The following is a 24,320-nucleotide window of genomic DNA, read 5'->3' on the forward strand; positions in this document are numbered from 1 at the left end:
CATGCTGAACGAGATTTTTCCCAACGAGCTTCCGCGCGCCTTGCAGCACCTGCTTGAACGCGACGACAGCGACGGCCCCGCCACCCTGCCCCGGCGCAGCTTTCTCAAGATCGTCGGTATCGGCGGCCTGGCCTTGGGCGCGTTTCCTCACCTGGCCTTGGGGCAACAGGCCAACGGCGCTGGCGACGGCGCGCTCAAGCCGACTCAACAACCTTCGGCCTTTGTGCAGATCGCGCCGAATGGCGAAGTCACCGTAACGATCAACCGCCTGGAGTTCGGCCAGGGTGTCCAGACCGGCCTGCCGATGATCCTCGCCGAAGAGCTCGACGCCGACTGGAGCCTGGTGCGCACGCGTAACGGCAGCAACGACTCGGCCTACATGGACCCGGCGTTTGGCATTCACCTCACCGGCGGCTCCAATTCGATCAAAAACAGCTACACCCAATACCGCGAACTGGGCGCCCGCGCCCGCGCCATGCTGCTCAGCGCTGCCGCCGCGCGCTGGAACGTCGATGCGGCGAGCCTGACCACGCAAAACGGCACGGTGCTGGGGCCTGGCGGCCGCAAGGCCAGTTACGGCGAGCTCGCCGAAGCGGCCATGGCGCTGCCCGTTCCGGAGAAGGTCACGCTCAAGGATCCCAAGGATTTTCGCATCATCGGCCAGGCCACCACCCGCCTCGATGCCAAGGCCAAGAGCAGCGGCCAGCAGGATTTCGGCATTGATGTGAATCTACCGGGGCAACTGACCGCCGTGGTCGCCCGGCCACCGGTGTTCGGTGCCCGGATCGCGTCCCTGGACGACAGCGCCGCACGGGCGACCAAAGGCGTGAAAGCGGTATTGCGCGTGCCGCTGGACGGCGGCGCCGAAGGCGTTGCGGTGGTTGCCGACGGTTACTGGCCGGCGAAGCTGGGGCGCGATGCGCTTAAAGTCGAGTGGGACGTGGCCAAAGTCGAGAAAGTGGACACGGAAAAACAGCTGGCTCAGTACCGGGAACTGGCCGGCAAGCCCGGCCTCGTTCACTTTGATGCCGACATGAAACCACTCGCCACGGCGCCGCATCAGCTGGAGGCCGAGTTCATTTTCCCTTACCTGGCCCACGCGCCCATGGAACCGCTGAACTGCACCGTCCAGTTGTCCGAGGGTCGCGCCCAGTTGTGGGTCGGCACGCAATTCCCCGGCGGCGATGGCGCGGCGGCGGCGAAGGTGTTGAATCTCAAGCCCGAGCAAGTCCAGGTCAATGTACAGACGGCGGGCGGCGGCTTCGGCCGGCGTGGTGTGCCCAGCAATGATTTCGTCGTGCAGGCTTGTGAAGTGGCCAAGGCCGCCCGTGCTGCCGGCATCGATGCGCCGGTGCGCACGCTGTGGAGTCGAGAAGATGACATCAAGGGTGGCTACTACCGCCCGATGCACCTGCACCGTGCGCGCATCGGTTTTGACGACAGCGGCAAAGTCCTGGCCTGGGACCACGCCCTGGTCGGGCAATCCATCCTCACCGGCACGCTGTTCGGCGGGCAGATGAAAAACGGCATCGACCCCACCGCGACCGAAGGCATGCGCGATCCCTACCCGCTGCCGATGCGCTTGTCCGTGCATCATCCCAAGCTCAACGTGCCGGTGTTGTGGTGGCGCAGCGTGGGTTCCACCCATACGGCTTTTGTGATGGAAACGCTGATCGACGAAATCGCTCGCGCGACGAAACAGGACCCGGTGGCGTATCGCATGAACCTGTTCGGCGATCAAAGCCCACGCCATCGCGCCGCGCTGCAACTGGCGGTGGACAAGAGCGAATACGGCAAGCGTCAACTGCCCGCCGGCCAAGCCTGGGGCGTGGCGGTCCACGAGTCGTTCAGTTCGGTGGTGGCTTATGTGGTGGAGGCCTCGGTGCAGGATGGGCGTGCGGTGCTGCACAACGTGACCGCCGGGGTCCATTGCAACCTGGTGGTCAATCCGCGGAGCGTCGAAGCCCAGGTTCAAGGCGCGGCCCTGATGGGCCTGTCGATGTGCCTGCCGGGCGGTGCCGTCACGCTGAAAGACGGTGTCGTGCAGCAGAGCAACTTCGCCGACTTCAGCGTGCCGCGCATCACCGACATGCCACAGATCGCCGTGCACATCGTTCCCAGCGCCGAACCGCCGACCGGCATGGGCGAACCTGGCCTGCCCGCCCTCGCCCCGGCGTTTGCCAATGCGATTGCCAGCCTGACGGGCAAACCGCTGCGACAGTTGCCGTTCAACCTGGCGTAACCGGGTTTAACGCCGACCCTTCAGCGCCGGCGACAAACCCGCCGTGCTGTTGTGGCGAGGGAGCTTGCTCCCGCTCGGTTGCGTAGCGACCGCAAAACTTGGGGCCGCTACGCCCGAAGCGTCGGACCGGCCCAGCGGGAGCAAGCTCCCTCGCCACGGTTAGCGGTGATCGGCGATCAATTATCCTGGTCGCACCCCTGGGCCAGAGCGCTGTAGTCCAGCGCCCGGATCGTCCCGGTGGAGTCCAGATAGGTCATGCGCGACTCGACGACACCGCAATCCGATCCCGCCCCCTGCTTGATGTATCGAGGCTATTTCCGCTCAAGTTGCCGGTCTGTCCCATGAAACGCCTGCCCCAGCGCCGCCAGCCGCTCCGCCAAAGGCGGCAGGCATTGGCTGCTGCGGGTCAGCACACCGATATTGTCGGCGTTGCGCTCGGCCACGGCCTGTACGGTTTGCAGCCGCTCGTTGATGCCCATCGACGCCGCGGACTGTTGCTGGGTCGTGCTGGCGATCAGGTCGTTGAAATGGTTGATCACCGCGATGTCTTCGACGACGGCATGCAACAGTTGCGAGGCCTGCTGGCTGGCGGACACGCAACGCTCGACCCCCTCACGGCTGTCTTGCATGGCGATCGCAGCCTGACGGCTGCCCTGTTGCAGCTTGGCGATGATCTGCTGGATTTCCGTGGTGGAGGTCGAGGTCCGTTGGGACAGCGTCCGGACCTCGTCGGCCACCACGGCGAACCCACGCCCCTGCTCGCCGGCCCGGGCCGCCTCGATGGCCGCATTGAGGGCCAGCAGGTTGGTCTGTTCGGCGATGCTGTTGATCACGTCCAGCACCTGGCCGATCTGCTGCGCCTGCTCGGCCAGCAGTTGCACGGTTTCATTGGTCAGGTTGATCCGTCCCGCCAGTTCGAGAATTTCTTCCCGGGTCTGGTCAACCGTGGTGCGCCCCCGGTTGACTTGCTCGTTGGCCTGCCCGGCGCGCTGCAGCGTCTGGCCGACGTGGCCGGTAATACTCTCCATGGCCTGCATCAGCTGGCCAATCGCGCCGCTCATCTGTGCCACTTCGTCCAACTGGTGCCGGGCACCGTTTTCCAGGGTCCGGCCGACCTGGGACAGGTCCTGGCCGAGGTCCGACAGGTCACGGGTGTCGCGCACCACACCGTCCACCAGGTTGGTCACTTGCAGGAGGAAATGGTCGAAACGCTCGCCGGATGAGACTTTCACGCCCTGGCTGCGTTGTGTGTCGGTGTCACGACTCAACTGCGCGGCGGCGGCCAGCACCTTGTCGAGCACGTCCTGGTTGTCCGTTGCATCGGCCAGGCTCTGGTTCGCCAGGTAGATCAGAATCACGCTTTCGACGACAACATAAAAGGCATGCACAAAAATCATCGTCCACCCGCCGTGGGCATCCATCACGAACACCGGGTAGCCCTGATGCTGGAGCCAATGAAACCCGACGTGGTGAACGGCGATGGTACCGGCGGCCACGACGATCGGCAGCCAGTCGCGATAGAACGTCAACACCGCCAGCAGCACGAAGATGCCGAAGTGGAACTCGATCACGCCTCGGGTCTGGTTGATGTGCAGCGCGGCCATGACCATCAGCGCCATGGCGATGATGCAGCGCATCGCACGGGTGCCGCCGATGCCCCGGTAGAGCAGCGTCGCCAGCAGGCACGTCGGTGCGCCGATCAGCAGCGCCTGGGTGAAGGTCGAATGGAGAAATGCCAGGCCCAGCGAATACAGGAGCGTGAGCCAGAGCAGCCCGAGCATGATGCGATCGGCTTTGCGGTAGTGATCGTTAAAGCGCAGGGGCGATTTCATCAGGCTGTCCTTGTCATGAACGGGGCGTCCGTCGGCGGCGTATCGACGTCTCGGGACGAAACTGTAGCGCATTGCAACAAATTAATGGCAATTAGCTACCAATCTTTTTGTACAGCCTCTTTGCTTTATGATGGCCCGATTCTGTATCCCTGACTGATGGAACCACCATGACTTTCGATTTCGACCAGGTGTTCGAACGCCAAGGCACCGGCAGCACCAAATGGAGCCGTTACCCGGCCGAGGTACTGCCGATGTGGGTGGCCGACATGGATTTTGCCGCCCCGCCAATGGTGATCGATGCGCTGCACAAGCGCCTTGAGCATCCGATGCTGGGCTACAGCGTGGCCCAGGACAGCCTGCGCGCCGCCATCGTCGCCGATCTCTGGAGCAAGTATGGCTGGCGCGTCGAGCCCCAGCAGATCCTGTTCCTGCCGGGGGTCGAGCCAGGTTTCAACATGGCTTTGCATGCGTTGGTCGAGCCGCAGCAGAACGTTGTGGTGCAGGTGCCCAACTACCCGCCGCTGCGTCATGCGCCGGGCCATTGGAACCTGAACAAGGTGGAGCTGCCCTTCACCCCGCTCGACGGAGAGTTCCACACGCCCCTGGGCGCATTGCGCGACGCCTTGCAGGGCGGCGGCGCGCTGCTGCTGAGCAATCCACACAACCCGCTGGGCAAAGTGTTCGGGCGCGACGAACTCAAGGCCGTGGCGAACATTTGTGTCGAGCAGGACGCCTGGATCATTTCCGACGAGATCCATGCCGAACTGTGCTTCGATGGCCGCGTGCATATCCCCACCGCCAGCCTCGGCGCGGAGATTGCCGAGCGCACCATCACGCTGATGTCGGCCAGCAAGGCGTACAACATCGCGGGGCTGAAAACCTCTTTTGCGATCATCCAGAACGCCAGGCTGCGCGAGCGGGTCAACAGCGCCAGGGCGGGCATGGTCGACAGCGTCAATGCCCTGGGCCTGGAGGCGACTCGTGCCGCCTACAGCGAAGCGGGTCCGTGGTTGGAGGCATTGAAGGCCTACCTGCAAGCCAACCGGGATTACCTGGTCGACGCGGTGAAGAACCGCTTGCCAGGCGTGACCATGACCGTGCCCCAGGGGACCTACCTGGCGTGGCTGGATTGTTCCGGGCTGGGGCTGGACGATCCGCAAGCGTTTTTCCTGAAGGAAGCCAAGGTCGGCTTGAGCGCCGGAATGGATTTTGGCGATGATGCCGGGCAATTCGTGCGGCTGAACTTCGGTTGCCCGAGGGCCCTGCTGGAGGAAGGCCTTGCGCGGATGGAGCGGAGCCTGAAGGCCCGAGGCTGAGCAGATCCCCCCGTGGCGAGGGAGCTTGCTCCCGCTCGGTTGCGTAGCGACCGCAAGATTTTGGGGCTGCTACGCAGCCCAGCGGGAGCAAGCTCCCTCGCCACAACAGCGGATCACCTCAAGAGCGGATGACCTCACGAGCGGATCACCCCAGGAGCAGATCACCTCCAGATCGGGTCAGTCATACATATCCGGCGTATGCACAAAGCACAACTTGTTGCCCTCCGGGTCCCGGCAATAAGCCCCGAAGTAATCCTTTGAATACTGCGGCCTCGGCCCCGGCGCGCCTTCGTCGAGACCGCCCATCGCCAGGGCCATGTCCCAGGCGGCGCGCACGGTCTGCGGCGAATCGGCGGCGAAGCTCACTTGCATGCCATTGCCCCAAGTCGCGGGCAGGCCATTGATCGGCACCTGGACGAACACCTGCGGCCAGTGCCTGCCGGGTTGATGCCAGCCTTCCCCGGGCGGGCCCGAGTCGTCTTCGCTGTCCATGCGCACCAACCCCAGGCACCCCAGGACGGCATCGTAGAACGCGACCATTTTCGGTAGATCCCGCGCACCAATCTGAATGTGACTGAACATGCCCTTCTCCTTATGAAGCGTTGTTTGCATTGGAGAGTACGCCCGCGTCCCCGTTCAGCCGACCTTGGGCCCGCTCGACGAAACGCTAGCGGTCACGCTCATCGACCGATGGGAAAATCCGACCGAACTCTGCCTGAAACGCCACAGTCCACCCTCCATCGCAACCACCTGCCATGGAGAACGAAAATGGCCGATTACCCAACCCCACCCTTCCCCAAACAAAGCCAGCCCGTCCCCGGCAGCCAGCAGAAGATGGACCCGTATCCGGACTGCGGTGAACAAAGCTACAAGGGTTCCGGTCGCCTGGCGAACAAGATTGCCCTGATCACCGGCGCCGACAGCGGCATCGGGCGCGCGGTAGCCATTGCCTTCGCCCGCGAAGGCGCTGACGTGGCCATTTCCTACCTGAACGAGCACGAGGATGCCAAGGAGACCGCTCGCTGGGTCGAACAGGCCGGCCGGCAATGCCTGTTGCTGCCCGGCGACCTGGCGGACAAGGCCCAATGCCGAAAGGTCGTCGATGAAACCGTGGCGCGCTTCGGCCGCATCGACGTCCTCGTCAACAACGCCGCGTTCCAGATGACTCACGAAACCCTGGAAGAGATTCCGGACGAAGAATGGGTGCGCACGTTCGATATCAACATCACCGCAATGTTCAGGATCTGCCAGGCCGCGGTGCCGCACATGAAGGCCGGTGGATCGATCATCAACACCACCTCGGTCAACTCGGACATGCCCAAGCCGACGTTGCTGGCCTATGCCACGACCAAAGGCGCCATCGCCAACTTCACCGGCGGCCTGGCGCAGATGCTCGGGCCCAAGGGCATCCGGGTGAACAGCGTCGCGCCAGGGCCGATCTGGACACCGCTGATCGTTGCCACCATGCCCGAGGAAGAAGTGCAGAACTTCGGTTCGCAGACACCACTGGGGCGCCCCGGCCAGCCCGTGGAAGTGGCGCCGATCTTCGTGCTGCTGGCCTCGGATGAGTCCAGCTACATTTCCGGCTCGCGGTATGCGGTGACCGGGGGCAAGCCGATTCTTTAAAGCTCGTCGCAATCCTGCGGACCATGGCCCCTATGCCCCCCTCGGCTATGGGCTATGGGCTCCGGGCTCTGTGCTTTTGACTCTGTGGCGAGGGAGCTTGCTCCCGCTGGGCTGCGAAGCGGCCCTGAAATCTTGCGGTCGCTACGCAACCGAGCGGGAGCAAGCTCCCTCGCCACAACAGCACTCCCGCCACAGCTGAAGATCACTCCCCGCCACTACCAAGGATCACTCCTTGGCAATCACCGAAATCTTCCCGTTGCGTTCGATGATCGCGAACTTGATCTGATCCAGGGTCTCGATGCCCTGGCTCGAGCGCGCCGCTTCCATGATGTCTGCCTCTATCAGCCGAGCGTGACGCATGCGCCCCTGCAAGATACGCCCATCCTCGACGATGACGGTCGGGCCACCATCGATCAGCCGCGAAACCCAGTCGGAGCGCAGCTTGAGCAGCGAAAACCCGACATCGATGGCAATCAGCGTGACGATGACCATGAACGAATTGGTCATCGAGAAATCGTCCCCCAGCAATGCCTGCTGGGTAGCCTCGCCAATGATCATCAACAGGACGAAATCGAAAGTGGTGATCTCCGCCAGCGAACGTCGCCCGGCGATCTTGAATAACACCAACAATACCGCGTACATCGCGGCGGCTCGCAATACCGAATCCATACGTCACCTATGGAAAAATGAATTGATTGAACCTGACCTCGGCGCCATTGGGCGTTGCGATGCGGCTTTTATAGTTACCGAGGCCTTCACCGAGCAGTGACAGGTGCAGGTTGGCCCGCCCCTGCCCGTCGGCCTGGACCCAGACCTTCATACCCTGCCCCGCGGCGGCCGAACGCACTGGCTGCGGTTGCACGCTCTGCACATCGAACCCCTCCAGCCAATCGCCGCCAAGCTCTACCTCCAGCACCGCGTTGGACGCGCCTTGCAGACGGATGACCAGCGGATTGACCGAGCCGTTGCGATGGAACATCTCGTATTCGACGCCAATGCTGCCGTCCGCGCTTTGCGCTTCGCGGCTGCTCAGCGGACCACGGGAAAACAGCCCAAGCAGGGTCAGGATCACCAACAGCACCAACACGTACCAGCCGACCCGCTCGAAGCGCCAGACCTTGTGCTGGAATGCCATGTCCTCTTCCACCGGGAACTGGCGGCTGCGGTGGTCGTCTTGTTCACGCTGATCGATCATGGGGCCGCTCCTATCGAAGTTCACCGGCCAAAGCGCGCTGGTGATAGCCGGGCAATTGCCGCAAGGCGTACTCGCTGGAGAGCAACTGCACCTGACGCCGGTCGCCAAAGAACCGCTCCTGGCGGCTGAACAGCGCACGCTGGCCGTTCACCTCGAACGCCCAGGCAAAACAGACCGTGCCGGCGGGTATGCCGTCCTTGTCGTCCGGCCCGAGCAGGCCGGTGGTGGCGACCGCGACGTTGGCATTGGCGTCGCGCAACGCGCCCAAGGCCATTTCCTCGGCGACTTCGCGACTGGTGAGATTGAAGGTATCGATGGTGCGCGGCTTGACGCCGAGCAAGCGCTGCTTGGCTTCGGGGGAATACACCACATAGCCGCTTTCGATCAGCGAGCCACTGCCCGGCACTTCCGCCAACAGGGTGACGATCAGCCCGGCGGTGCAGGACTCGGCGGTGGTCAGGCGCAGTTCATGGTCTTGCAGATAATCAACCAGGGATTGGGCAACAGTCATGGCATTCAGTCCTTCATGGATGCTGATGGGTTGACCCCCACGGTTTCGAATCATTCCCTTTATCGCGCCGTCGCCCGGACACGCCAAATAAATGAAACCCCTGGCCGATCCTGTACCTCATAACGGTATGAGCCTCATGCAGAGGCTGTCCTGATCAGGAGGTCGTCATGTCTGTGCTTTTCGTCAAGCTGTTCACCCATCCGGAATTTGCCTGGGGGGACATTCGCGAGCAGGAGCAGGCTCACCCTCACCATTACCTGGCCCATCTGCTGTTGCTCGCGCTGATTCCGGCGGTGTGCCTGTTCATCGGCACCACCTGGACCGGCTGGAGCCTGGCCGAAAACGAGACCGTGAGGTTGAGTCAGGCCAGCGCCTTGCAACTGTGCGCCCTGCTCTACCTGACCATCGTGATCGGCGTCTCGCTGATGGGGCTGTTCATTCGCTGGATGTCGCGCACCTTCGAGGCCCGGCCCACGGTCAACCAGTGCATCGGTTTCGCCGCCTACACCGCAACCCCGTACTTCCTGGCCGGCATCTTCGGGCTGTACCCCAGCCGCTGGCTGGCGGTGGTGGTCCTGTTGCTCGCCTCGGTCTACTCGACATTCCTGCTGTTCGTCGGTCTGCCGAAGTTCATGGGCCTGAAGAAAGAACAAGGGCTATTGTATTCGGCGAGCGTCTGGGGCGTCGGTTTACTGGTGCTGGTCACGATCCTGGTGGAAATGATCCTGCTGTGGTTCAACTACCTGCAACCGGAATACCTTCGCGTGCCGGTGGGCTGAGCCCGCGTCGAGGCGCACAATGACGGAAGCCGCGGTCAGGCGAACATCCACTTCGCAATCTTCGCCTAACCCGACTATCCTGCGAGTTTTTGCACCCTGAATATCGAGGCGACAGCGCTGGACCGCTGCGCCGCCCTTCCTAAGGCCAATGTCATATGTCTTCATCAAGCAAACGCTCTCCCAACGTGCCACAGCGACGAGAGTTGAGCCCCAGCAACCTCGATTTTCCGGTAGTGGGAATCGGCGCCTCCGCGGGCGGCTTGCAGGCCATCAAGCAGTTTTTCGAACACATGCCCAAGGACAATGGCATGGCGTTCGTGATCGTCCTGCACCTGGCTCCAGACCATCAGAGCATCGCCGACAGGATCATCCAGGAATCGACCAAGATGCCGGTGCTCCAGGTGAGCGAGACGGTCGCTATCCAGAAAAACCATGTCTATGTCATTTCCCCCGCCCATCATCTGTCGATGAACGACGGATATCTGAAGGTCAAGCCGGCCGAGCCGCGCCTCGGCGGGCATGTGGCTATCGACCTGTTTTTCCGTGACCTGGCCGACGTACACAAGGAGCGGGCATTCTGCCTGGTGCTGTCGGGCACCGGCTCCGACGGTGCCGTGGGCCTGTCGCGCATCAAGGAACAGGGCGGCGTGACCATCGCCCAATCGCCCCAGGACGCCGAATTCGACGGCATGCCCCAGGCCGCCATCGACACCCAGATGGTCGACCTGGTGCTTCCCGTGGTGGAAATGCCGCAAAAACTCCTGGAGCTGTGGCGCAATTCCCAAAATATTCGCCTGCCGACGGCCAACGACCCGGAAATCAAGACCCAACCGCCAACCTCCGAGCGCGAAGCAGTCGCCGCCGAGCAATCGCTGCATGACATCCTGGTGCAGCTGCGCGCTGGCACCGGGCATGACTTCAAGCATTACAAGCGGGCCACCGTGCTGCGGCGCATCGAACGGCGCATGCAGGTCACCGCCCAGCCAGATCTGGGCGCCTACTACGCGTATCTGCAGAATCACCCCGAAGAAACCAAGGCGCTGCTGGGCGACCTGCTGATCGGGGTGACCAATTTCTTCCGCGATCGCGAAGCCTTCGAAGCCCTGGAGCGCGACGTCCTGCCCAACCTGTTGAAGCCGGTCGAGCCGGGTAGCGTGCCGCCTGAGGAAATCAGGATCTGGTCGGCCGGCTGCTCCACCGGCGAAGAGGCCTATACCCTGGCCATGTTGCTCAGCGATCAGTTACAGCACGATTCGAGCAACGCCAAGCTGCAGATATTCGCCACCGACATCGACGAACGCGCCATTACCGTGGGGCGCGGCGGCGCCTACCCGGAAGCGATCATTACCGACGTGCCGCCCACTCGCCTGCGCCAATATTTCCTGAAGGAAACCACGACGTACCGTGTGCGCAAGGAAATCCGCGAGCGCGTGCTGTTTGCCAAACACAGCCTGCTGTCGGACCCGCCCTTCTCGCAGATCGACCTCATCGTCTGCCGCAACCTGCTGATCTACCTCGACCGCGAAGTGCAGCGGGAAATCCTGCAGATGTTCCACTTTGCCCTGCGCCCGGGAGGCTACCTGTTCCTCGGTTCGTCGGAGTCGGCCGATGCCTGCAGCGAGCTGTTCAGCCCGGTGGACAAGCGCAACCGGATCTTCCGCGCCAAATATGGCACTGCCGCCAGCCGCCGAACCCCGACCATGCCCCGTGGCGGTTACGTGCGCAGCACCTCGTCCCTGGCCGCGCCGCAAATCATCGCGCCGCGCAAGGTGTCGTTTGCCGATATCCACTTGCGTGCCATCGAACGGGCCGCGCCACCGAGCATAATTGTCGACAGCAATGGCGACATCCTGCACATGATCGAAACCGCCGGCCGCTATCTGCGCCACGTTGGCGGCGAGATGTCGCGTAACCTGCTGACGCTGATCAACCCGCAGCTGCGCCTGGAAATCCGCACCGCCTTGTTCCAGGTGAACCAGAACGGCCAGCCGGTCAAGTCCCGCCAGGTCAATATGGAGCGCGATGGCAAGCGCTTCCTGGTGGACCTGCTGGTCCAGCCGTATCGCGACGACGAATCCGATGGCGAGTTTGTCCTTGTCGTGTTCGAGGAGGAGGAAGTCGATCCCAGCCAGCAGGTTACCGCCATCACCAGCCAGACCGAAAACCAGGTGCTGGCCAATCTGGAGCGCGAGCTGCAGCGGACCAAGTCGCACCTGCAGGACACCATCGAGCAGGCCGAGGTCTCCAGCGAGGAGCTCAAGGCCTCCAATGAAGAAATGCAGGCCATCAACGAGGAACTGCGCTCGGCCACCGAGGAGCTGGAAACCAGCAAGGAAGAGCTGCAATCGATCAACGAAGAGTTGCTGACGGTCAATTACGAGCTCAAGACCAAGGTCGAGGAAACCGACAAGATCAACGACTACCTCACCAACCTGATCGCCTCCACCGACATCGCCACGGTATTCGTCGACCGCAGCATGCGCATCAAATGGTTCACCCCGCGGGCCACGGAAATCTTCAGCATGCTCCCGGTGGACACCGGCCGTTCATTGCTCGACATCACTCACCGCCTCGACTATCCGCACATGGCCGCCGACGCCACCCAGGTTTTCGAATCGCTGAACATGATCGAGCGCGAAATCAGCAGCAACGATGACCGCTGGTACATCGCCCGCCTGCTGCCCTATCGCTCCAGCGAAGACCACATCGACGGCACGGTGTTGACCTTTATTGACATCACCAAGCGCCGTGCCGCTGAAGAAGAGTTGCGCCTGGGCGAAGAGCGCATGCGCCTGGTGGCCGAAAGCACCCGCGACTACGCGATCATCCTGCTCGACGAACATGGCGTGATCACCAGTTGGAACACCGGCGCGCAGTTGATTTTCGGCCATACCAAGGCCGAAGCCGAAGGCGCTTATTACGACTTCCTCTTTACCCCGGAAGACCGTAGCTACGGCGCTCCTGAAACCGAACTGAGCACCGCTCGTGCCAAAGGCCGTTGCGAAGACGAGCGCTGGCATCAGCGCAAGGACGGCAGCCGCTTCTTCTGCAGCGGCGAGGTCACGCTGCTCAGTGGCGACTACTTGCAGGGCTACGTGAAGATTGCCCGTGATCTCACCGGGCATAAGCGCCTGCACGAAGAACAGACCCAGCGGCTCATGGAAACCCAGAACAACAGCCACTTGAAGGATGAGTTCTTCGCGGTCATGTCCCACGAACTCAAGCACCCGCTGAATCTGATCCAGCTCAACGCCGAATTGCTGCGCCGCCTGCCGGTGACCAAGAGCGTCACTGCGGCTGCCAGGGCGGTCAACACCATCTGCGACGCTGTTACCAGCCAGGCGCGTATCATCGACGACCTGCTGGACGTAGCCCGGGTACGCACCGGCAAGCTCAAGCTCAAGCGCCTGGCGGTCGATCTGGGTCGCGTGCTGCAAGACATCTACACCGTGGTGATCAACGACAATCACCCGAACAAGGTCACTCTGGAACTGCCCGAAGGGCCCGGCAGCGAGCTGATTGTCAACGCCGATCCGACCCGGCTGGAGCAGATCATCTGGAACCTGGTGAATAACGCGCTGAAATTCACCCCGAACGGCGGCCGCGTGCAGTTGATCGCCAGCCAGGACGGGCGCATGGCTCGCCTGGACGTCAAGGATTCAGGCGTCGGTATTGCCGCGGAACACTTGAGCGAAGTGTTCGACCTGTTCGGCCAGGCCGAGACCCAGCATGCGACCCATCAGCGCGAAGGGCTGGGAATCGGCCTGTCGCTGGTACGGCAGTTGACCGAAGCCCACGGCGGCAGCGTCGAGGTCAAGTCCGAAGGGCTGGGCAAAGGCTGTACGTTCACCATCCGCCTGCCCTTGAGCAGCGCCGAGCTGGCGCCCAAGCCGCAAGCCTGCGAAGAGCAATCCGGACGCCTGAGCGGCTTGACGGTGTTGTTGGTGGACGATTCCCCCGACGTGCTCGATACCCTCAAGCTGCTGCTGGAAATGGAGGACGCCAACGTCGTTGCGTTCGATCAACCGTTGCAAGCGCTGGAAGCGGCCCGGGACGCCCGTTACGACGTGGTGATCTCGGACCTGGGCATGCCGGTAATGAATGGCCATGAACTGATGCAGGCGCTGCGCGAGTTGCCCCACATCAAAAACATCCCGGCCATCGCCCTGACCGGGTACGGTGCGTCTGTCGACATGCACAAGTCGCAGCAATCGGGTTTTGACCAGCACATCGGCAAACCGGTGTCCTATGACGAGTTGATCGAAGCGATCGAGCAATTGCGGCGGGCGCTGGTTTATTAGAGAGGCGGCTGGCCAGGGTTGGGCCTTCCAGCTGGATAATTTCTTTTGTAGTCAGAGGGGTTCTCCAGTGGGAACTGCTTTCGTGGCGAGGGAGCTTGCTCCCGCTGGGCCGGGCTGGCGCTCCAGTGCGCAGCAGCCCTGAGCTTTTTGCGGTCGCTGCGCAACCGAGCGGGAGCAAGCTCCCTCGCCACAAAAGCGGTCTGGCTCCGGCTGAGTATCCGGGCTCCAGCTACTTGGAGGTGGTCTTCATCCCAATCCGCCGACGCATTTCGGCCGTGATGCCCTGGCGGGTTCTCTTCAGGTCCGCCCAAGGCTCATGCCCCACCTCGGCCAGCCGCTCATGCACGTTGTGTACGTTCCACAGGTTGGCGCCCTTGAGCTCGGCCACTTCTTCGCGATAAATCGGCACCGACACTGGCAGCCCTTCACGGGTGCGGGCGGCATAGGCACAAATGGTCGTGGCGCCCAGGCCGTTGCGCAGGTAATCGATGAAAATCCGCCCCACCCGGTTTTTCGGTCCCGATACCGCCGAGAAGCGATCGGGCAACAGCTTGGCCATGTGGCTGACAATGGCGTGGCTGAAGCCCTTGACCTCGTCCCAGCCCAACTTGCGGGTCAGCGGCACCACCACGTGGATACCCTTGCCGCCGCTGGTCTTGAGAAACGCCTTCAGGCCCAGCTCATCCAGCACCGACAAGGTCAGTTGCGTGGCTTCCACCATGCTTTTCCACGGCAGCGCCGGGTCCGGGTCAAGGTCGAGGACAAAACGGTCGGGTTTGTCCAGGTCTACCGAAGTGGCGTTCCAGGTGTGCAGCTCCACGGTACTCATCTGCACCGCACCGATGAGCGCTTCGGCGTTGTTGATGATCATCACCGGTTGTCCGGTCAGGTCCTTGTCCAGGCTGGTGATGCCGGGAATCGCCAGGCGCTCGGGGTTCTTCTGGAAGAACAGCTCGCCGGCGATGCCGTCCGGCGCGCGCACCAGGGCCACCGGACGGTCGGCCAGTTCCGGCAGGATGAATTCGGCAACGCTGGCGTAGTACTCGGCCAGTTGCATCTTGGTCGTGCCACTGCTGGCATCGATGATCCGGTCCGGGTGGGTAATGCGCACCTTGCCGTCCAGGGTCGGTGCCTGGGTGGTCTTGGCCTTGGCTTTGGTCTTGGGCTTGGCCGGTGCCGGCTCCTCCTTGGCGGCGGTTTTTTTCCTGGCGGGCTTCTCTATCGGTTTCGGCAGTTCCTGGGTAATCGCCTTGGCCGGCTTGTCGTTGCGCAAGCCATGGAACACCGCGTGGCGTACCGAACCTTCCTTGGTCATTTCAGCAAATGCCACCTCGGCCAGTAATTCCGGCTTGAGCCAGTGCACGCCCTTGGCCTCGTAACCAGTGGGGGGGTTGACCACGGCGGCTTTTTTCGTTTCCAGGGGCAACAGCTGCTGGTAGATGCTTTTGAGCGTCGTCTCGTTGAAACCGGTGCCGACCTTGCCGGCATACCGCAGCTCACCGCTGTCTACGTCATGCAGGCCCAGCAACAAGGCACCGAACGCGCTGCGCGAGCCCTTGGGCTCGCTGAAGCCGACCACGACAAACTCCTGGCGATTCTTGCATTTGAGCTTGATCCAGTCGCTGCTGCGCCGGGACACATAGGCGCTGCCCTGGCGTTTGCCGATCAGTCCTTCCATGCGCATCTGGCAAGCGCTGTTGAGCAGTGCTTCGGGGGTTTCCTCGAAGGCGTCGGAAAAACGCAGCAACGGATCTTCATTCGCCTCAAGCACCGCTGCCAGCGCGGCCCGACGCTCCTCCACCGGCACTTTGCGCAGATCCATGCCGTTGAGGTAGGGCAAATCGAACAGGTAATAGGCGATCTTGCCGCTGCTGCCGGCATCAAAGGCGTTTTGCAGGGCCTGGAAGTCCGGCACGCCTTGCTCATTGGCGACGACCATCTCGCCGTCGAGCCAGGCCGATTCCAATCCGAGCCCGGCCAAGGCCTCGGCCTGTTTCGGCAGTTTGTGGGTCCAGTCATGGCCGTTGCGGGTGATCAAGCGCACATCGCCGTTGTCGATACGCGCCATGACCCGGTAGCCGTCGAACTTGATCTCGTAGAGCCAGTCGCCCTCGGGCGCGCTGTCCACCAGCGTCGCCAGTTCCGGCTTGAGGGTTTCGGGAATCGGGCCGGCAACGGCGCCGCTGAGGGTGGTCTTCGCGGTTTTTTTTGACGATTTCGGCGGCGCGGCTTTTTCCGGTTGTTTTACGGCTTTGGCAGCAGCGGCCTTGCCTCGGCGCTTGGGCACGATCGTGCGGTCGCTGAGCACGCTGTCCGGCTCGGCCTGGACCACGTCGTACTCGCTCTCCGGACGGGCTGCGTCGTCCTGATGCTTGATCAGGAACCATTGCTCCTGTTTACCGGGCATATGGGTGCGCACCAGGTTCCACAGGCCGGCGAGTTTCTCCCCGCGCAGCTCGAACTTGAGGCGGCCCTTTTCGTAGGCTTCGTGTACGTCGCCCTGGGGAATCCACACGCCCCGGTCCCAGACAATGACATCGCCGGCGCCGTAGTGCCCTTCGGGAATGCTGCCCTCGAAGGTCGCGTAATCGAGCGGATGGTCTTCGACATGCACGGCCAGGCGCTTGACCTTCGGATCCAGGGACGGTCCCTTGGGCACTGCCCAGCTCTTGAGCGCGCCGTCCAGCTCCAGGCGAAAATCGTAATGCAGCCGCGTGGCATCGTGCTTCTGGATGCAGTACTGCAGGGCATGGGCGGTTTTCGCCGCTTTGCGCGAGCGTTTCGCCGCCGGTTCCGGGGTGGCGGCGAAGTCGCGCATGCGGTTGTAGTCTTCAAGGGTTTTGCTGGTCATGGGCCACCTGCAACTTGCGCAAGGGTAGGATCGGCCACCGGCATGCCGGCGGTTTCCGAGAGCAACTGATCAACCACCCGGCTCAGGGCCTGTTCGATGGAGTCCCCCAGCAGCAAGCCTTGTTCATACAGCACGACCTGGCGATCGGCACTGGTGCCCTCCTGAACGATCCGGCGGGCTTGCTTGAACACGTCCTGTACGCCGAGCGCTGTGGCGGTGTCGGCGAAGGTCTGCTCGGCCAGGTTCAGCCATTCGCCAATGAGCATGGGTTGTTCCTGCCCCTCGATGATGAATTCCGCCAGGATGCCGTGGCGCTTGGCCCGGTAGCGGTTTTCCTTGAGGATCCACTGCGACATCAGGCTGTAATTGGCCCCAGGCTTGGGCTGGGCGCAGGCATGGGCAACCATCAGGCGAAACAGCGAAACCAGGCACAGGACGTCGTCGATCCGCGGGCAGGCATCGCAGATGCGCAGCTCCAGCGTCGGGTAACGCGACGACGGCCTGAGCACCCACCAGCAATCGCTGGGCTGGCGAATGGAGCCGGTGCGCGTGAGCATGTCGACGTAGCCGTTGAACGCGGCCTCGTCGGCGAAGAACTCCGGCACGCCCATCCGCGGCCATTCATCGCAGGCCACCTGGCGATAACTGCTGAAGCCGCTGTAGCCGCCGTTCCAGAACGGCGAAGACGCACTCAGCGCCAACAACATCGGCAGCCACGGCAACACTTCGTTCATGACCTTGACCCGGTCCTGATCGCCCGGTACTTCCACGTGTACATGCAGGCCCGATAACACGCTGCGGCGCGCCACTCGCTGGTAGTCGTCGAACAATTGCTGGAAATGCAGCTCGTCGGTGGGCTGCAAGCCGACCGTGGTCATCGGATGTGAGCCGGCGCTCAATAATCCCAGGCCGTGGGGTGCCAGGCGCCGCGTCAGGCCGCTACGCACCTGGGCCAGGTAATCGGCGGCCTCCGCCAGGTTCTCGAAGATGGGCGAAGCCATCTCCACCTGGCTCAGGAACATCTCGTGGGCGAAATGCTCACCTAGCTCCTCCCGGCATGCCGCAATCGCCGCCGCGGGCGGCTGGTCGGGCATGTGCCGGGTTTGCAGGTCGGTGACGAAATATTCCTCTTCAATGCCGAACTTCAGACGCCTGTTCATCGATGTTCCCTCCGATACCCGCACCCGTGCGGGTGACAACCAACGCCACCACGGCGATCCGTTCCACGTCCTGATAACCCGGGGTCAGCAATTCCTCGCCGAAGACATCCGGGTCCAGTTCCCGGTAAGTCCAGGCGTACTGCGCCGAATCGCGCCAAGGGCCAAGCGCCTCCAGGAACGGATCGCGACCGTCGACCATCGCCACGCCGGTGTAGAGCACCAGCGAGCCACCAGGCGTAAGCCGGGGCAACGCCTGCTCGACGATACGCAGCGACAGGCCGGCGCCCAGCGCGCCGCCACCATGGCGATAGGCGCGCTCGGCCGGGTCGGCCATGTACGGTGGGTTGGCAACGATCAGGTCAAAGCTGCCCTCGACGTCCCGGAGAACATCACTGTGGGTAACCTCGACGTTGGCAACCTCGGCCAGCGCGGCGTTGACCGCGCATAGGCGCAGGGCCAGGGGATTGATGTCCACGGCGAGAACCTCGGCCTCGCGCCGGGCGCGGGCAATCACCATGGCCCCGACACCGGCACCGCAGCCGATGTCCACGGCCCGATGCACCGCGGTGAAGTTCTGTTGCAGGTGGGTATGGATCAGATGGGCGAACCGATAGCTGTCCGGGCCGAAAAATACTGCGTCATTGGCCTGGGTGGGAAACTGCGAATGGGCGAACAGCATCCCGTCCAGGCTCGACCAGCGCACGCGGCTGTATAACAGGCCGTCACGTTCCTCCAACACCTGCGCCTCCTGCAACTGACGCTGCTCATCGGCGGAAATCAGCCCAGGCGCGAACGGCCGCGACCAGCCGAAAACGTCCCGCAGGGTCTTCGAACGCTCGTTGCCGGGCCGTTTATTGACCCGCTCATGGGTCAACGGTGTCGGGGTGATGAAACGGTAGCCGTCGGCGTGCAGGCGGCGACCCAGTTGCAGCAGCGCCAGGTCGGGTTCGGACAGGCGATCTTCCTGATTCATGCAGGGCTCCTAACGAAGGGCGGATTTGAGTTCGATGAACCGGCGGGTCGCCAGCAGCCCGGCCGGATGGCTATGGGCGCGCGGCGAAAGCCAGGACAAGAGGATCTGCATCTGCGCATCGGGCGCCTTGCCCCGCAGTAATTGCTGCAGGTTCTGCACGTCCGGATCCTGCGTCGGTGCCTGGGTATCCTGCGCCGCGCCAAGGCTGCGGCGGGCGCCGGAGCGACCGCGCTCCTCCAACCAGTCACCGGCGATCCAATCGTGCAACAGCTGCTTTTCGTAAGGGCTGAAGACCCCGAACATCGCCGCGCCAGCGCCTTCGATCAGAGTCCAGAAGCGGCTGTTCTGCGGGTCTTCGTGGCGCCGGATCCAGCCTTTGCCTTGCATGGCCTTGAGGAAACCTTCCAGCTGCCCCGGCTCCGCCAGCCATTGGTTGACGGTCTTGCCTTCGAATTTGCAGTAATCGGAATGCATGTGTTGGCCAAACGGGCGCTTGCGCTCAAGCATGTCGAGGACTTCACGTTCCAGGTCAAACGACTCGATGACCGCCCGGCTGCCCTGCCCCAGGTCGTTGAGGCGATAGCCCAGGGTGACCCGACGCCAGAAGGATTCGCGATCCGCCTCCATCGGCATCAGTTGCAGCAGCGATTGCACAGCCTTGTGGGCATGGCCGGTGCTGGCGTTGTCGATGGTCACATGGAGAGTGAAGTAATACGGGTCGATGTCGAGTTCGCTCAGCTCATAGGCGCTGATCAGCAAATGCAGTGGCAGTTGTTCGTAGCCAAGGTTGTAGCCGATGACCTCGGGCAGATACTCGTCGCCGGCATAACCCAAAGCCAGTTGCACCGCACCTTGCAGATAGCGGTCATCGTGGATGTCGGGCATGTCCGACAGGCCGTGTTCGGCCAGCAGCTTGCGGTAGAGCACCACATGGTTCTGGGCCGGCACACCATCGCCGAGCTCTTCCAGATAGGTACACAGCAGCCCTTCGAAACGGTGGTCATGCCAGTGCCTGAGCACGCCATACAACCAGGCGCCATCCACCAGTTTGGTCGGCGCCACGGCCTGCAGGAAGTACAACGCCTGGGCCTTGCTGTGGAAGAACTCCCGACGACCGCCGCTCTTGCGTCGTTCCAGGTAGTCGGCGTACTGCCGGGCCACGCCGGCGCTGTGCTGTTCTACCCAGGTAAGCAGCGCCGCCGGATCGTCGGGCATCTCCTGGGGCAACGCCGCGGCCTGCTCCAGCAAAGGCTGGAGAAAGGCTTGGGCATCGGCTTGCTTGTTGCTGTCGTCGGGGCCCTGCAGCAGCCGCTCGTAGCATTGACGAACGTTGCCCGCAGTGGTGAATGGCTGCGCGGTGGCAGGCCTGGATTGGAGGGATGTCAGCGCAGTCATAAAGGCCTCTTGGGTTTCTCGACGGGACGCTCGATCAGCACGTCTCTTCCATTGCAGAGCCTCGCGCACGGGAAAAAATTCCCCTGGATCGAAATGCGCCCGGATAAACGGGAGCCTGCCGATATGCCGGGGAACCCTCGCTTCGCTAACACCCTCGAACGCTAGGCAAGGCGGTTTTTCGTGGCGAGGGAGCTTGCTCCCGCTGGGCCGGGCTGGCGCTCCAGTGCGCAGCAGCCCCCAAAGAAAGGCCGCTGCGCGGCCAGCGGGAGCAAGCTCCCTCGCCACAAGGAAATGAGTGACCCCAACCCAAGGAGCAACCATGATTTTCACAGTGTGGGTAGCGGTGCTCGGTGCCGTTTTGCTGACCCTGGCCCTGACGTCGTCCTACCTGCGCTGGATGCCGGTCACCACCTCGGCCGTGTGCCTGGTGCTGGGCGTCGTCATTGGCCCGGCGGGGCTGGGACTGCTGCGGCTGGGGGTCGACGATTCGTCAGGCTGGATGGAGCACCTGACCGAAGTCGCCGTGGTGTTCTCGCTGTTCGTCAGCGGCCTCAAGCTGCGCCTGCCGCTGAAGAACCGCAGCTGGCGCGTGGCCTACGGGCTGGCCGGTCCGGTGATGATCCTGACCATCGCCGGCCTGTGCCTGACCTTGCACTACCTGTTTGGCCTCGGATGGGGCGTGTCCATGCTGATCGGCGCGATGCTCGCACCCACCGACCCGGTGCTGGCGGCACTGGTGCAGGTCAATGATGCCCGCGACGATGATCGCGTGCGATTCGGCTTGTCCGGGGAAGCCGGGCTGAACGACGGCACTGCATTTCCCTTTGTCATCCTTGGCTTGCTCATGCTGCAGGAAGACGGCAGCGGATTCCTCGGCGAGTGGGCCTTGCGCAACGTCTTGTGGGCTGTACCAGCGGGGCTGTTGATCGGCTACTGGCTGGGGCGTGGCATCGGCCGGCTGACCTTGTCGATGCGCATCAAGAACGCCGACAGTACCCTGTCACCAAACGATTACCTGGCCCTGGCCCTGATCGCACTGGCCTACGTGGCGGCGGAGTCGGTGCAGGCTTATGGCTTTCTTTCGGTGTTCGCCGCCGGCCTGGGATTGCGCCAGGCGGAAGTCGAGTCCACCGATGAAAACGCGCCGCCGGCCGAGCATCTGGTGCAACCGCTGGTGGGCCATGAAGCGGTAGAACCGGAGCAGGCCGTGCACGGCGACACCCAGGCCCTGGACGACGGCCAGGTGGCGGCCGGGGTGATGATGAGCGACATGCTGGCGTTCGGCAGCCTGGTGGAGCGCTCCATGGAAGTGTTCCTGGTCACACTGCTCGGCGTGGTCCTTGCCCATCACTGGGATTGGCGGGCCCTGGCCATCGGTGCCCTGCTGTTCGCGGTGATCCGCCCGTTGAGCGTGCTGGCGATGCCTTGGGGGAGATTGCTGGATGGGCCGCAACGGTTATTGATCGGCTGGTTCGGCATACGCGGCATCGGCAGCCTGTTTTACCTGTTCTACGCCTTGAACCATCACCTGCAACCCGAAGTGGGGCAGCTGTGCATCGACCTCACTCTGTCGGTAGTGGCGCTGAGCATCCTGGTGCACGGCGTCAGCACCCAACCCGCACTGGCGTGGTATGAGCGCCGAAAAAAGTGACGGTCAGCCACCCGGGTCGGTCACTTGGATGAACACCGAATACACTCCCAGCAACACCCAGAACGCCGCAAAGATCCACGGTGTGCGCACCGAAAACAGCAGCGACTTGCGATAGCCCTTGTGGGTCGACTCGCGCTCGCTGAACAGCGGCGAATCATCGTAGGCCAGGCCCATCAACGGTTCACTGCGCAGCAGTTCGCTTTGTTTGAAATGCCAATGGTCGATGATCTCGTAGGCAGCCCGAATCCCCGGCCAGGCGTTGAGCGAACTCAGGAAACCGAGCAGCGCCAGGAATGGCGGCACGATCAACGTGAAAAGCTTGCCCCACTCCGGATTCAGGTTGGCCATGCACGACGCGAAGGCAATCACCAGGAAAGACTGTGCGGCGAGATACGCGTCGGTTCGATTGGCGAGAATACTGGTTTCGTACTGGATTTCCCGCCGATAGAAATCCAGCCGCTCCTTGGGTGAGCCAAACAGCTTGGCATTGTGCTCGGTCAGATCTTCTTCGGGCGTAGGGTGAGTCAGGATTTTGGGCATTGCGCGGATAGTGCCTCGGCTTGAATGGGGGTGCATGTAGAAATGATTGCCGTGGCCGAGTTCAAAGCAATCGACCGGAGGCGTTTGTATCCAAGCGCCCGACGAACGGCCCGGTTCCTGCCCCGCTCTTGCTCTCGATCTTGCTCTTGCTCTTGCTCTGCTTTTGACTTTGATCTTAGCGCCCCATTAACCACGCTGGCCGAACGCAGGCATTGCGCAGTGGGTAACCCGGCATGGATGCCGGGTTAGCCGCGCTGGGCCATGGATGGCCCTTCGCGGCGGCCCACGGAGCAATGCCGGAGTGAGGGCACACCGAGCCTAGGCGAGGTGCCGAGTGGTGGGGCAAGAGCGTTTTGCTTACTTTTGCGCTTCTCAAAAGTGAGCCGCCGTAAAGGGGGAGTGTCAGATTTTTTGTGTGCGGGCCGGTAACGGCCTGCCGTTAGGCAGACCTTCATTTACCACGTCGGCCTGATGAACCGATCCCCGTACAGGATCGCGAACTGATTCATGGCGCTTTTCCAGTCATGGGCTGCACTGCCCCAGTTTGCGGTTATATTGCGCAAGCCCAGCCAGATTAACTTGGTGGCAGCTTCATCGGTTGGGAAGTGCCCCCTCGTTTTAATGATCTTGCGCAGTTGAGCGTTGATGCTCTCGATTGCATTGGTCGTGTAAATCACTTTCCGGATGGCGGGCGGAAAGACAAAAAACGGGATGACTCGATCCCAGGCGCGTCGCCAGGCAGCTACGATGGTTGGGTACTGTTTGCCCCAGGGGCCATTTTCGAACGAGTCCAAAGCCGCTTCGGCGGCCTCGGCGTTGATCGCTTGATAGATCGGCTTAAGCGCTTTGGCCAGTTCCCGACGTTTGTCCCAGGCTGCATAGTCGAGGCTGTTGCGGATCAGATGTACGATGCAGGTTTGCAAAGTCGTCTCAGGAAACACCGCGCTCAGGGCTTCTGGCATGCCTTTGAGACCATCGGTCACGGCAATCAGCACATCTTCGACTCCGCGTGTCTTGAGGTCATTGAAGACCTTCATCCAGAACTTGGCGCCTTCCGTTGTCTCGATCCAGATGCCCAAGATATCGCGGGTTCCGTCCGGTAATACGCCCAAGGCCAAGTAGATGGCCTTATTGCGGACCAGTCCTTCTTCCCTGATTTTGACCCGCAACGCGTCGAAGAAGATGACCGGATACATCTGCTCAAGCGGTCGTTGCTGCCAGGCGCCGATCTCCTCCATCACCGCGTCGGTGACCGAACTGATGAAGTCGTGCGAGACATCTGTCCCGTACTGTTCCAAGAGAAACGCGCGAATCTCGCGAACCGTCATGCCCCGAGCGTACATGGCGATGATCTTGTCATCGAACCCGGTAAAGCGCCGCTCATGCTTGGGAATCAGGATCGGCGCAAAGCTGCCATCGCGATCACGGGGAATCTCCAGACGAAGCGGACCGTCGTCTGTCAGAACGGTCTTGCCGCTTTTACCGTTGCGCTGGTTACTCGACTCCTCGGGACGCTCCGCGCCCTGAGGATAGCCAAGATGGTGGCCCAGCTCTGCGCCCAGGGCTCGCTCGATAAGCGCCTTCTTGAAGGCCATCGACGCATCCTGAATCGCCTCGGCAGTCATTGGGCCTTTGACGAACTGATCAATCAGCTCCTTCGGGATCGAAGGGAGCTCGGCTTTGGCCTCCAAGGCCGTCTTCTTTTTGGTTGGCATACATGCACCTCTTCAGCATGTTATGCCCGAACACAAAATTTCTGACAGTCCCCGTAAAGGCGGAACCCAAAGTGGCCGTTACCACAGCAACGGATATACACACCAATAGACAGCCCAAGACAGATAAAGCCAGACGACGCCGTGACCGCAGCAACGGATATACACACCAATAGACAGCCCGAGACACCATAAGACGGAGCGCGTGACAAGCACCTCACTTCCATCCGACACTC

Annotated in this window: 18 protein-coding genes; 6 read left to right on the forward strand and 12 right to left on the reverse strand. The window is 62.4% G+C overall.

All coding sequences use genetic code 11. The annotated features are described in order from the left end of the window. The first annotated feature begins 1 nt into the window (after window position 1). Entirely contained in the window at window positions 2–2,242 is a 2,241-nt protein-coding gene (locus J3P89_RS12975; protein WP_434697782.1) for a molybdopterin cofactor-binding domain-containing protein, read from the forward strand. A 176-nt stretch (window positions 2,243–2,418) separates the two neighbouring features. Here J3P89_RS12975 and J3P89_RS12980 read toward each other — a convergent pair whose 3' ends face one another. Next, window positions 2,419–2,544 carry a DUF2790 domain-containing protein gene (locus J3P89_RS12980; RefSeq protein WP_434697985.1) on the reverse strand — a complete coding sequence of 42 codons (126 nt, stop codon included), beginning with the start codon at window positions 2,542–2,544 and terminating at the stop codon, window positions 2,419–2,421. Window positions 2,545–2,553: 9 nt separating this feature from the next. Further along, complete coding sequence (locus J3P89_RS12985) at window positions 2,554–4,074, reverse strand: methyl-accepting chemotaxis protein (RefSeq protein ID WP_434697783.1); 1,521 nt, start codon at window positions 4,072–4,074, stop codon at window positions 2,554–2,556. A gap of 167 nt (window positions 4,075–4,241) precedes the next feature. On the opposite strand from J3P89_RS12985, the gene J3P89_RS12990 reads away from it, so the two are divergent. Continuing rightward, window positions 4,242–5,390: a MalY/PatB family protein gene (locus J3P89_RS12990; RefSeq protein ID WP_434697784.1), complete on the forward strand. Its 1,149-nt coding sequence runs from the start codon at window positions 4,242–4,244 to the stop codon at window positions 5,388–5,390. A gap of 177 nt (window positions 5,391–5,567) precedes the next feature. On the opposite strand, the gene J3P89_RS12995 is transcribed toward J3P89_RS12990, so the two are convergent. Beyond that, window positions 5,568–5,972, reverse strand: coding sequence for a VOC family protein (locus J3P89_RS12995; RefSeq protein ID WP_434697785.1), 405 nt, complete (start codon window positions 5,970–5,972; stop codon window positions 5,568–5,570). 186 nt (window positions 5,973–6,158) lie between these two features. On the opposite strand from J3P89_RS12995, the gene J3P89_RS13000 reads away from it, so the two are divergent. After that, window positions 6,159–7,016: an SDR family oxidoreductase gene (locus tag J3P89_RS13000; RefSeq protein ID WP_434568527.1), complete on the forward strand. Its 858-nt coding sequence runs from the start codon at window positions 6,159–6,161 to the stop codon at window positions 7,014–7,016. 225 nt (window positions 7,017–7,241) lie between these two features. On the opposite strand, the gene J3P89_RS13005 is transcribed toward J3P89_RS13000, so the two are convergent. The 3 genes from J3P89_RS13005 to J3P89_RS13015 are packed head-to-tail and all read right to left on the reverse strand — an operon-like array spanning window position 7,242 to window position 8,722. Then, a complete protein-coding gene (locus J3P89_RS13005; protein ID WP_434697786.1) occupies window positions 7,242–7,685 on the reverse strand; it encodes a DUF421 domain-containing protein in 444 nt (147 codons plus the stop codon). 7 nt (window positions 7,686–7,692) lie between these two features. After that, on the reverse strand, window positions 7,693–8,211 hold the full coding sequence (locus J3P89_RS13010) for a hypothetical protein (protein WP_434697787.1): 519 nt from the start codon (window positions 8,209–8,211) through the stop codon (window positions 7,693–7,695). 10 nt (window positions 8,212–8,221) lie between these two features. Continuing rightward, complete coding sequence (locus tag J3P89_RS13015) at window positions 8,222–8,722, reverse strand: CinA family protein (protein WP_434604896.1); 501 nt, start codon at window positions 8,720–8,722, stop codon at window positions 8,222–8,224. Window positions 8,723–8,889: 167 nt separating this feature from the next. On the opposite strand from J3P89_RS13015, the gene J3P89_RS13020 reads away from it, so the two are divergent. Together J3P89_RS13020 and J3P89_RS13025 are read left to right on the forward strand one after the other, a co-directional pair. Further along, entirely contained in the window at window positions 8,890–9,501 is a 612-nt protein-coding gene (locus J3P89_RS13020; RefSeq protein ID WP_434568531.1) for a Yip1 family protein, read from the forward strand. 155 nt (window positions 9,502–9,656) lie between these two features. Continuing rightward, on the forward strand, window positions 9,657–13,802 hold the full coding sequence (locus J3P89_RS13025) for a CheR family methyltransferase (protein ID WP_434697788.1): 4,146 nt from the start codon (window positions 9,657–9,659) through the stop codon (window positions 13,800–13,802). A gap of 229 nt (window positions 13,803–14,031) precedes the next feature. Here J3P89_RS13025 and ligD read toward each other — a convergent pair whose 3' ends face one another. Genes ligD through J3P89_RS13045 form a run of 4 tightly spaced genes read right to left on the reverse strand, consistent with a single transcriptional unit; the run spans window position 14,032 to window position 20,181 of the window. After that, the gene (ligD, locus tag J3P89_RS13030; RefSeq protein ID WP_434697789.1) at window positions 14,032–16,653 is read right to left on the reverse strand and encodes a DNA ligase D; all 2,622 of its coding nucleotides are present in this window, start codon (window positions 16,651–16,653) and stop codon (window positions 14,032–14,034) included. After that, window positions 16,650–17,813, reverse strand: a complete 1,164-nt coding sequence (locus J3P89_RS13035; protein ID WP_434674361.1) for a carboxylate-amine ligase — start codon at window positions 17,811–17,813, stop codon at window positions 16,650–16,652. Before J3P89_RS13035 ends, ligD begins: the two co-directional genes overlap by 4 nt. After that, a complete protein-coding gene (locus J3P89_RS13040; protein ID WP_434697790.1) occupies window positions 17,785–18,786 on the reverse strand; it encodes a methyltransferase in 1,002 nt (333 codons plus the stop codon). Before J3P89_RS13040 ends, J3P89_RS13035 begins: the two co-directional genes overlap by 29 nt. 9 nt (window positions 18,787–18,795) lie before the next feature. Next, window positions 18,796–20,181, reverse strand: coding sequence for an iron-containing redox enzyme family protein (locus J3P89_RS13045; protein ID WP_434697791.1), 1,386 nt, complete (start codon window positions 20,179–20,181; stop codon window positions 18,796–18,798). Between the two features lie 319 nt (window positions 20,182–20,500). Here J3P89_RS13045 and J3P89_RS13050 point away from each other — a divergent pair, with 319 nt between their 5' ends. Further along, window positions 20,501–21,832, forward strand: coding sequence for a cation:proton antiporter (locus J3P89_RS13050; protein WP_434697792.1), 1,332 nt, complete (start codon window positions 20,501–20,503; stop codon window positions 21,830–21,832). Between the two features lie 3 nt (window positions 21,833–21,835). On the opposite strand, the gene J3P89_RS13055 is transcribed toward J3P89_RS13050, so the two are convergent. Together J3P89_RS13055 and J3P89_RS13060 are read right to left on the reverse strand one after the other, a co-directional pair. Next, window positions 21,836–22,372 carry a hypothetical protein gene (locus J3P89_RS13055; protein WP_434697793.1) on the reverse strand — a complete coding sequence of 179 codons (537 nt, stop codon included), beginning with the start codon at window positions 22,370–22,372 and terminating at the stop codon, window positions 21,836–21,838. 455 nt (window positions 22,373–22,827) lie between these two features. Then, window positions 22,828–24,087 carry an IS256 family transposase gene (locus tag J3P89_RS13060; RefSeq protein WP_434577927.1) on the reverse strand — a complete coding sequence of 420 codons (1,260 nt, stop codon included), beginning with the start codon at window positions 24,085–24,087 and terminating at the stop codon, window positions 22,828–22,830. Between the last annotated feature and the right edge of the window lie 233 nt (window positions 24,088–24,320).

Origin of the sequence: Pseudomonas sp. Z1-14 (genome assembly GCF_051132005.1) — a bacterium.
Lineage (GTDB): Bacteria > Pseudomonadota > Gammaproteobacteria > Pseudomonadales > Pseudomonadaceae > Aquipseudomonas.

What these genes read in the sequence shown, in the direction of transcription:
- J3P89_RS12990 (WP_434697784.1), top strand. Translation starts at nt 4,242, where the DNA reads ATGACTTTCGATTTCGACCAGGTGTTCGAACGCCAAGGCACCGGCAGC.
- J3P89_RS12995 (WP_434697785.1), bottom strand. Translation starts at nt 5,972, where the DNA reads ATGTTCAGTCACATTCAGATTGGTGCGCGGGATCTACCGAAAATGGTC.
- J3P89_RS12975 (WP_434697782.1), top strand. Translation starts at nt 2, where the DNA reads ATGCTGAACGAGATTTTTCCCAACGAGCTTCCGCGCGCCTTGCAGCAC.
- J3P89_RS13020 (WP_434568531.1), top strand. Translation starts at nt 8,890, where the DNA reads ATGTCTGTGCTTTTCGTCAAGCTGTTCACCCATCCGGAATTTGCCTGG.
- J3P89_RS13040 (WP_434697790.1), bottom strand. Translation starts at nt 18,786, where the DNA reads ATGAATCAGGAAGATCGCCTGTCCGAACCCGACCTGGCGCTGCTGCAA.
- J3P89_RS13015 (WP_434604896.1), bottom strand. Translation starts at nt 8,722, where the DNA reads ATGACTGTTGCCCAATCCCTGGTTGATTATCTGCAAGACCATGAACTG.
- J3P89_RS13025 (WP_434697788.1), top strand. Translation starts at nt 9,657, where the DNA reads ATGTCTTCATCAAGCAAACGCTCTCCCAACGTGCCACAGCGACGAGAG.
- J3P89_RS12985 (WP_434697783.1), bottom strand. Translation starts at nt 4,074, where the DNA reads ATGAAATCGCCCCTGCGCTTTAACGATCACTACCGCAAAGCCGATCGC.
- J3P89_RS13050 (WP_434697792.1), top strand. Translation starts at nt 20,501, where the DNA reads ATGATTTTCACAGTGTGGGTAGCGGTGCTCGGTGCCGTTTTGCTGACC.
- J3P89_RS13060 (WP_434577927.1), bottom strand. Translation starts at nt 24,087, where the DNA reads ATGCCAACCAAAAAGAAGACGGCCTTGGAGGCCAAAGCCGAGCTCCCT.
- ligD (WP_434697789.1), bottom strand. Translation starts at nt 16,653, where the DNA reads ATGACCAGCAAAACCCTTGAAGACTACAACCGCATGCGCGACTTCGCC.
- J3P89_RS13010 (WP_434697787.1), bottom strand. Translation starts at nt 8,211, where the DNA reads ATGATCGATCAGCGTGAACAAGACGACCACCGCAGCCGCCAGTTCCCG.
- J3P89_RS13035 (WP_434674361.1), bottom strand. Translation starts at nt 17,813, where the DNA reads ATGAACAGGCGTCTGAAGTTCGGCATTGAAGAGGAATATTTCGTCACC.
- J3P89_RS13000 (WP_434568527.1), top strand. Translation starts at nt 6,159, where the DNA reads ATGGCCGATTACCCAACCCCACCCTTCCCCAAACAAAGCCAGCCCGTC.
- J3P89_RS13055 (WP_434697793.1), bottom strand. Translation starts at nt 22,372, where the DNA reads ATGCCCAAAATCCTGACTCACCCTACGCCCGAAGAAGATCTGACCGAG.
- J3P89_RS13005 (WP_434697786.1), bottom strand. Translation starts at nt 7,685, where the DNA reads ATGGATTCGGTATTGCGAGCCGCCGCGATGTACGCGGTATTGTTGGTG.
- J3P89_RS13045 (WP_434697791.1), bottom strand. Translation starts at nt 20,181, where the DNA reads ATGACTGCGCTGACATCCCTCCAATCCAGGCCTGCCACCGCGCAGCCA.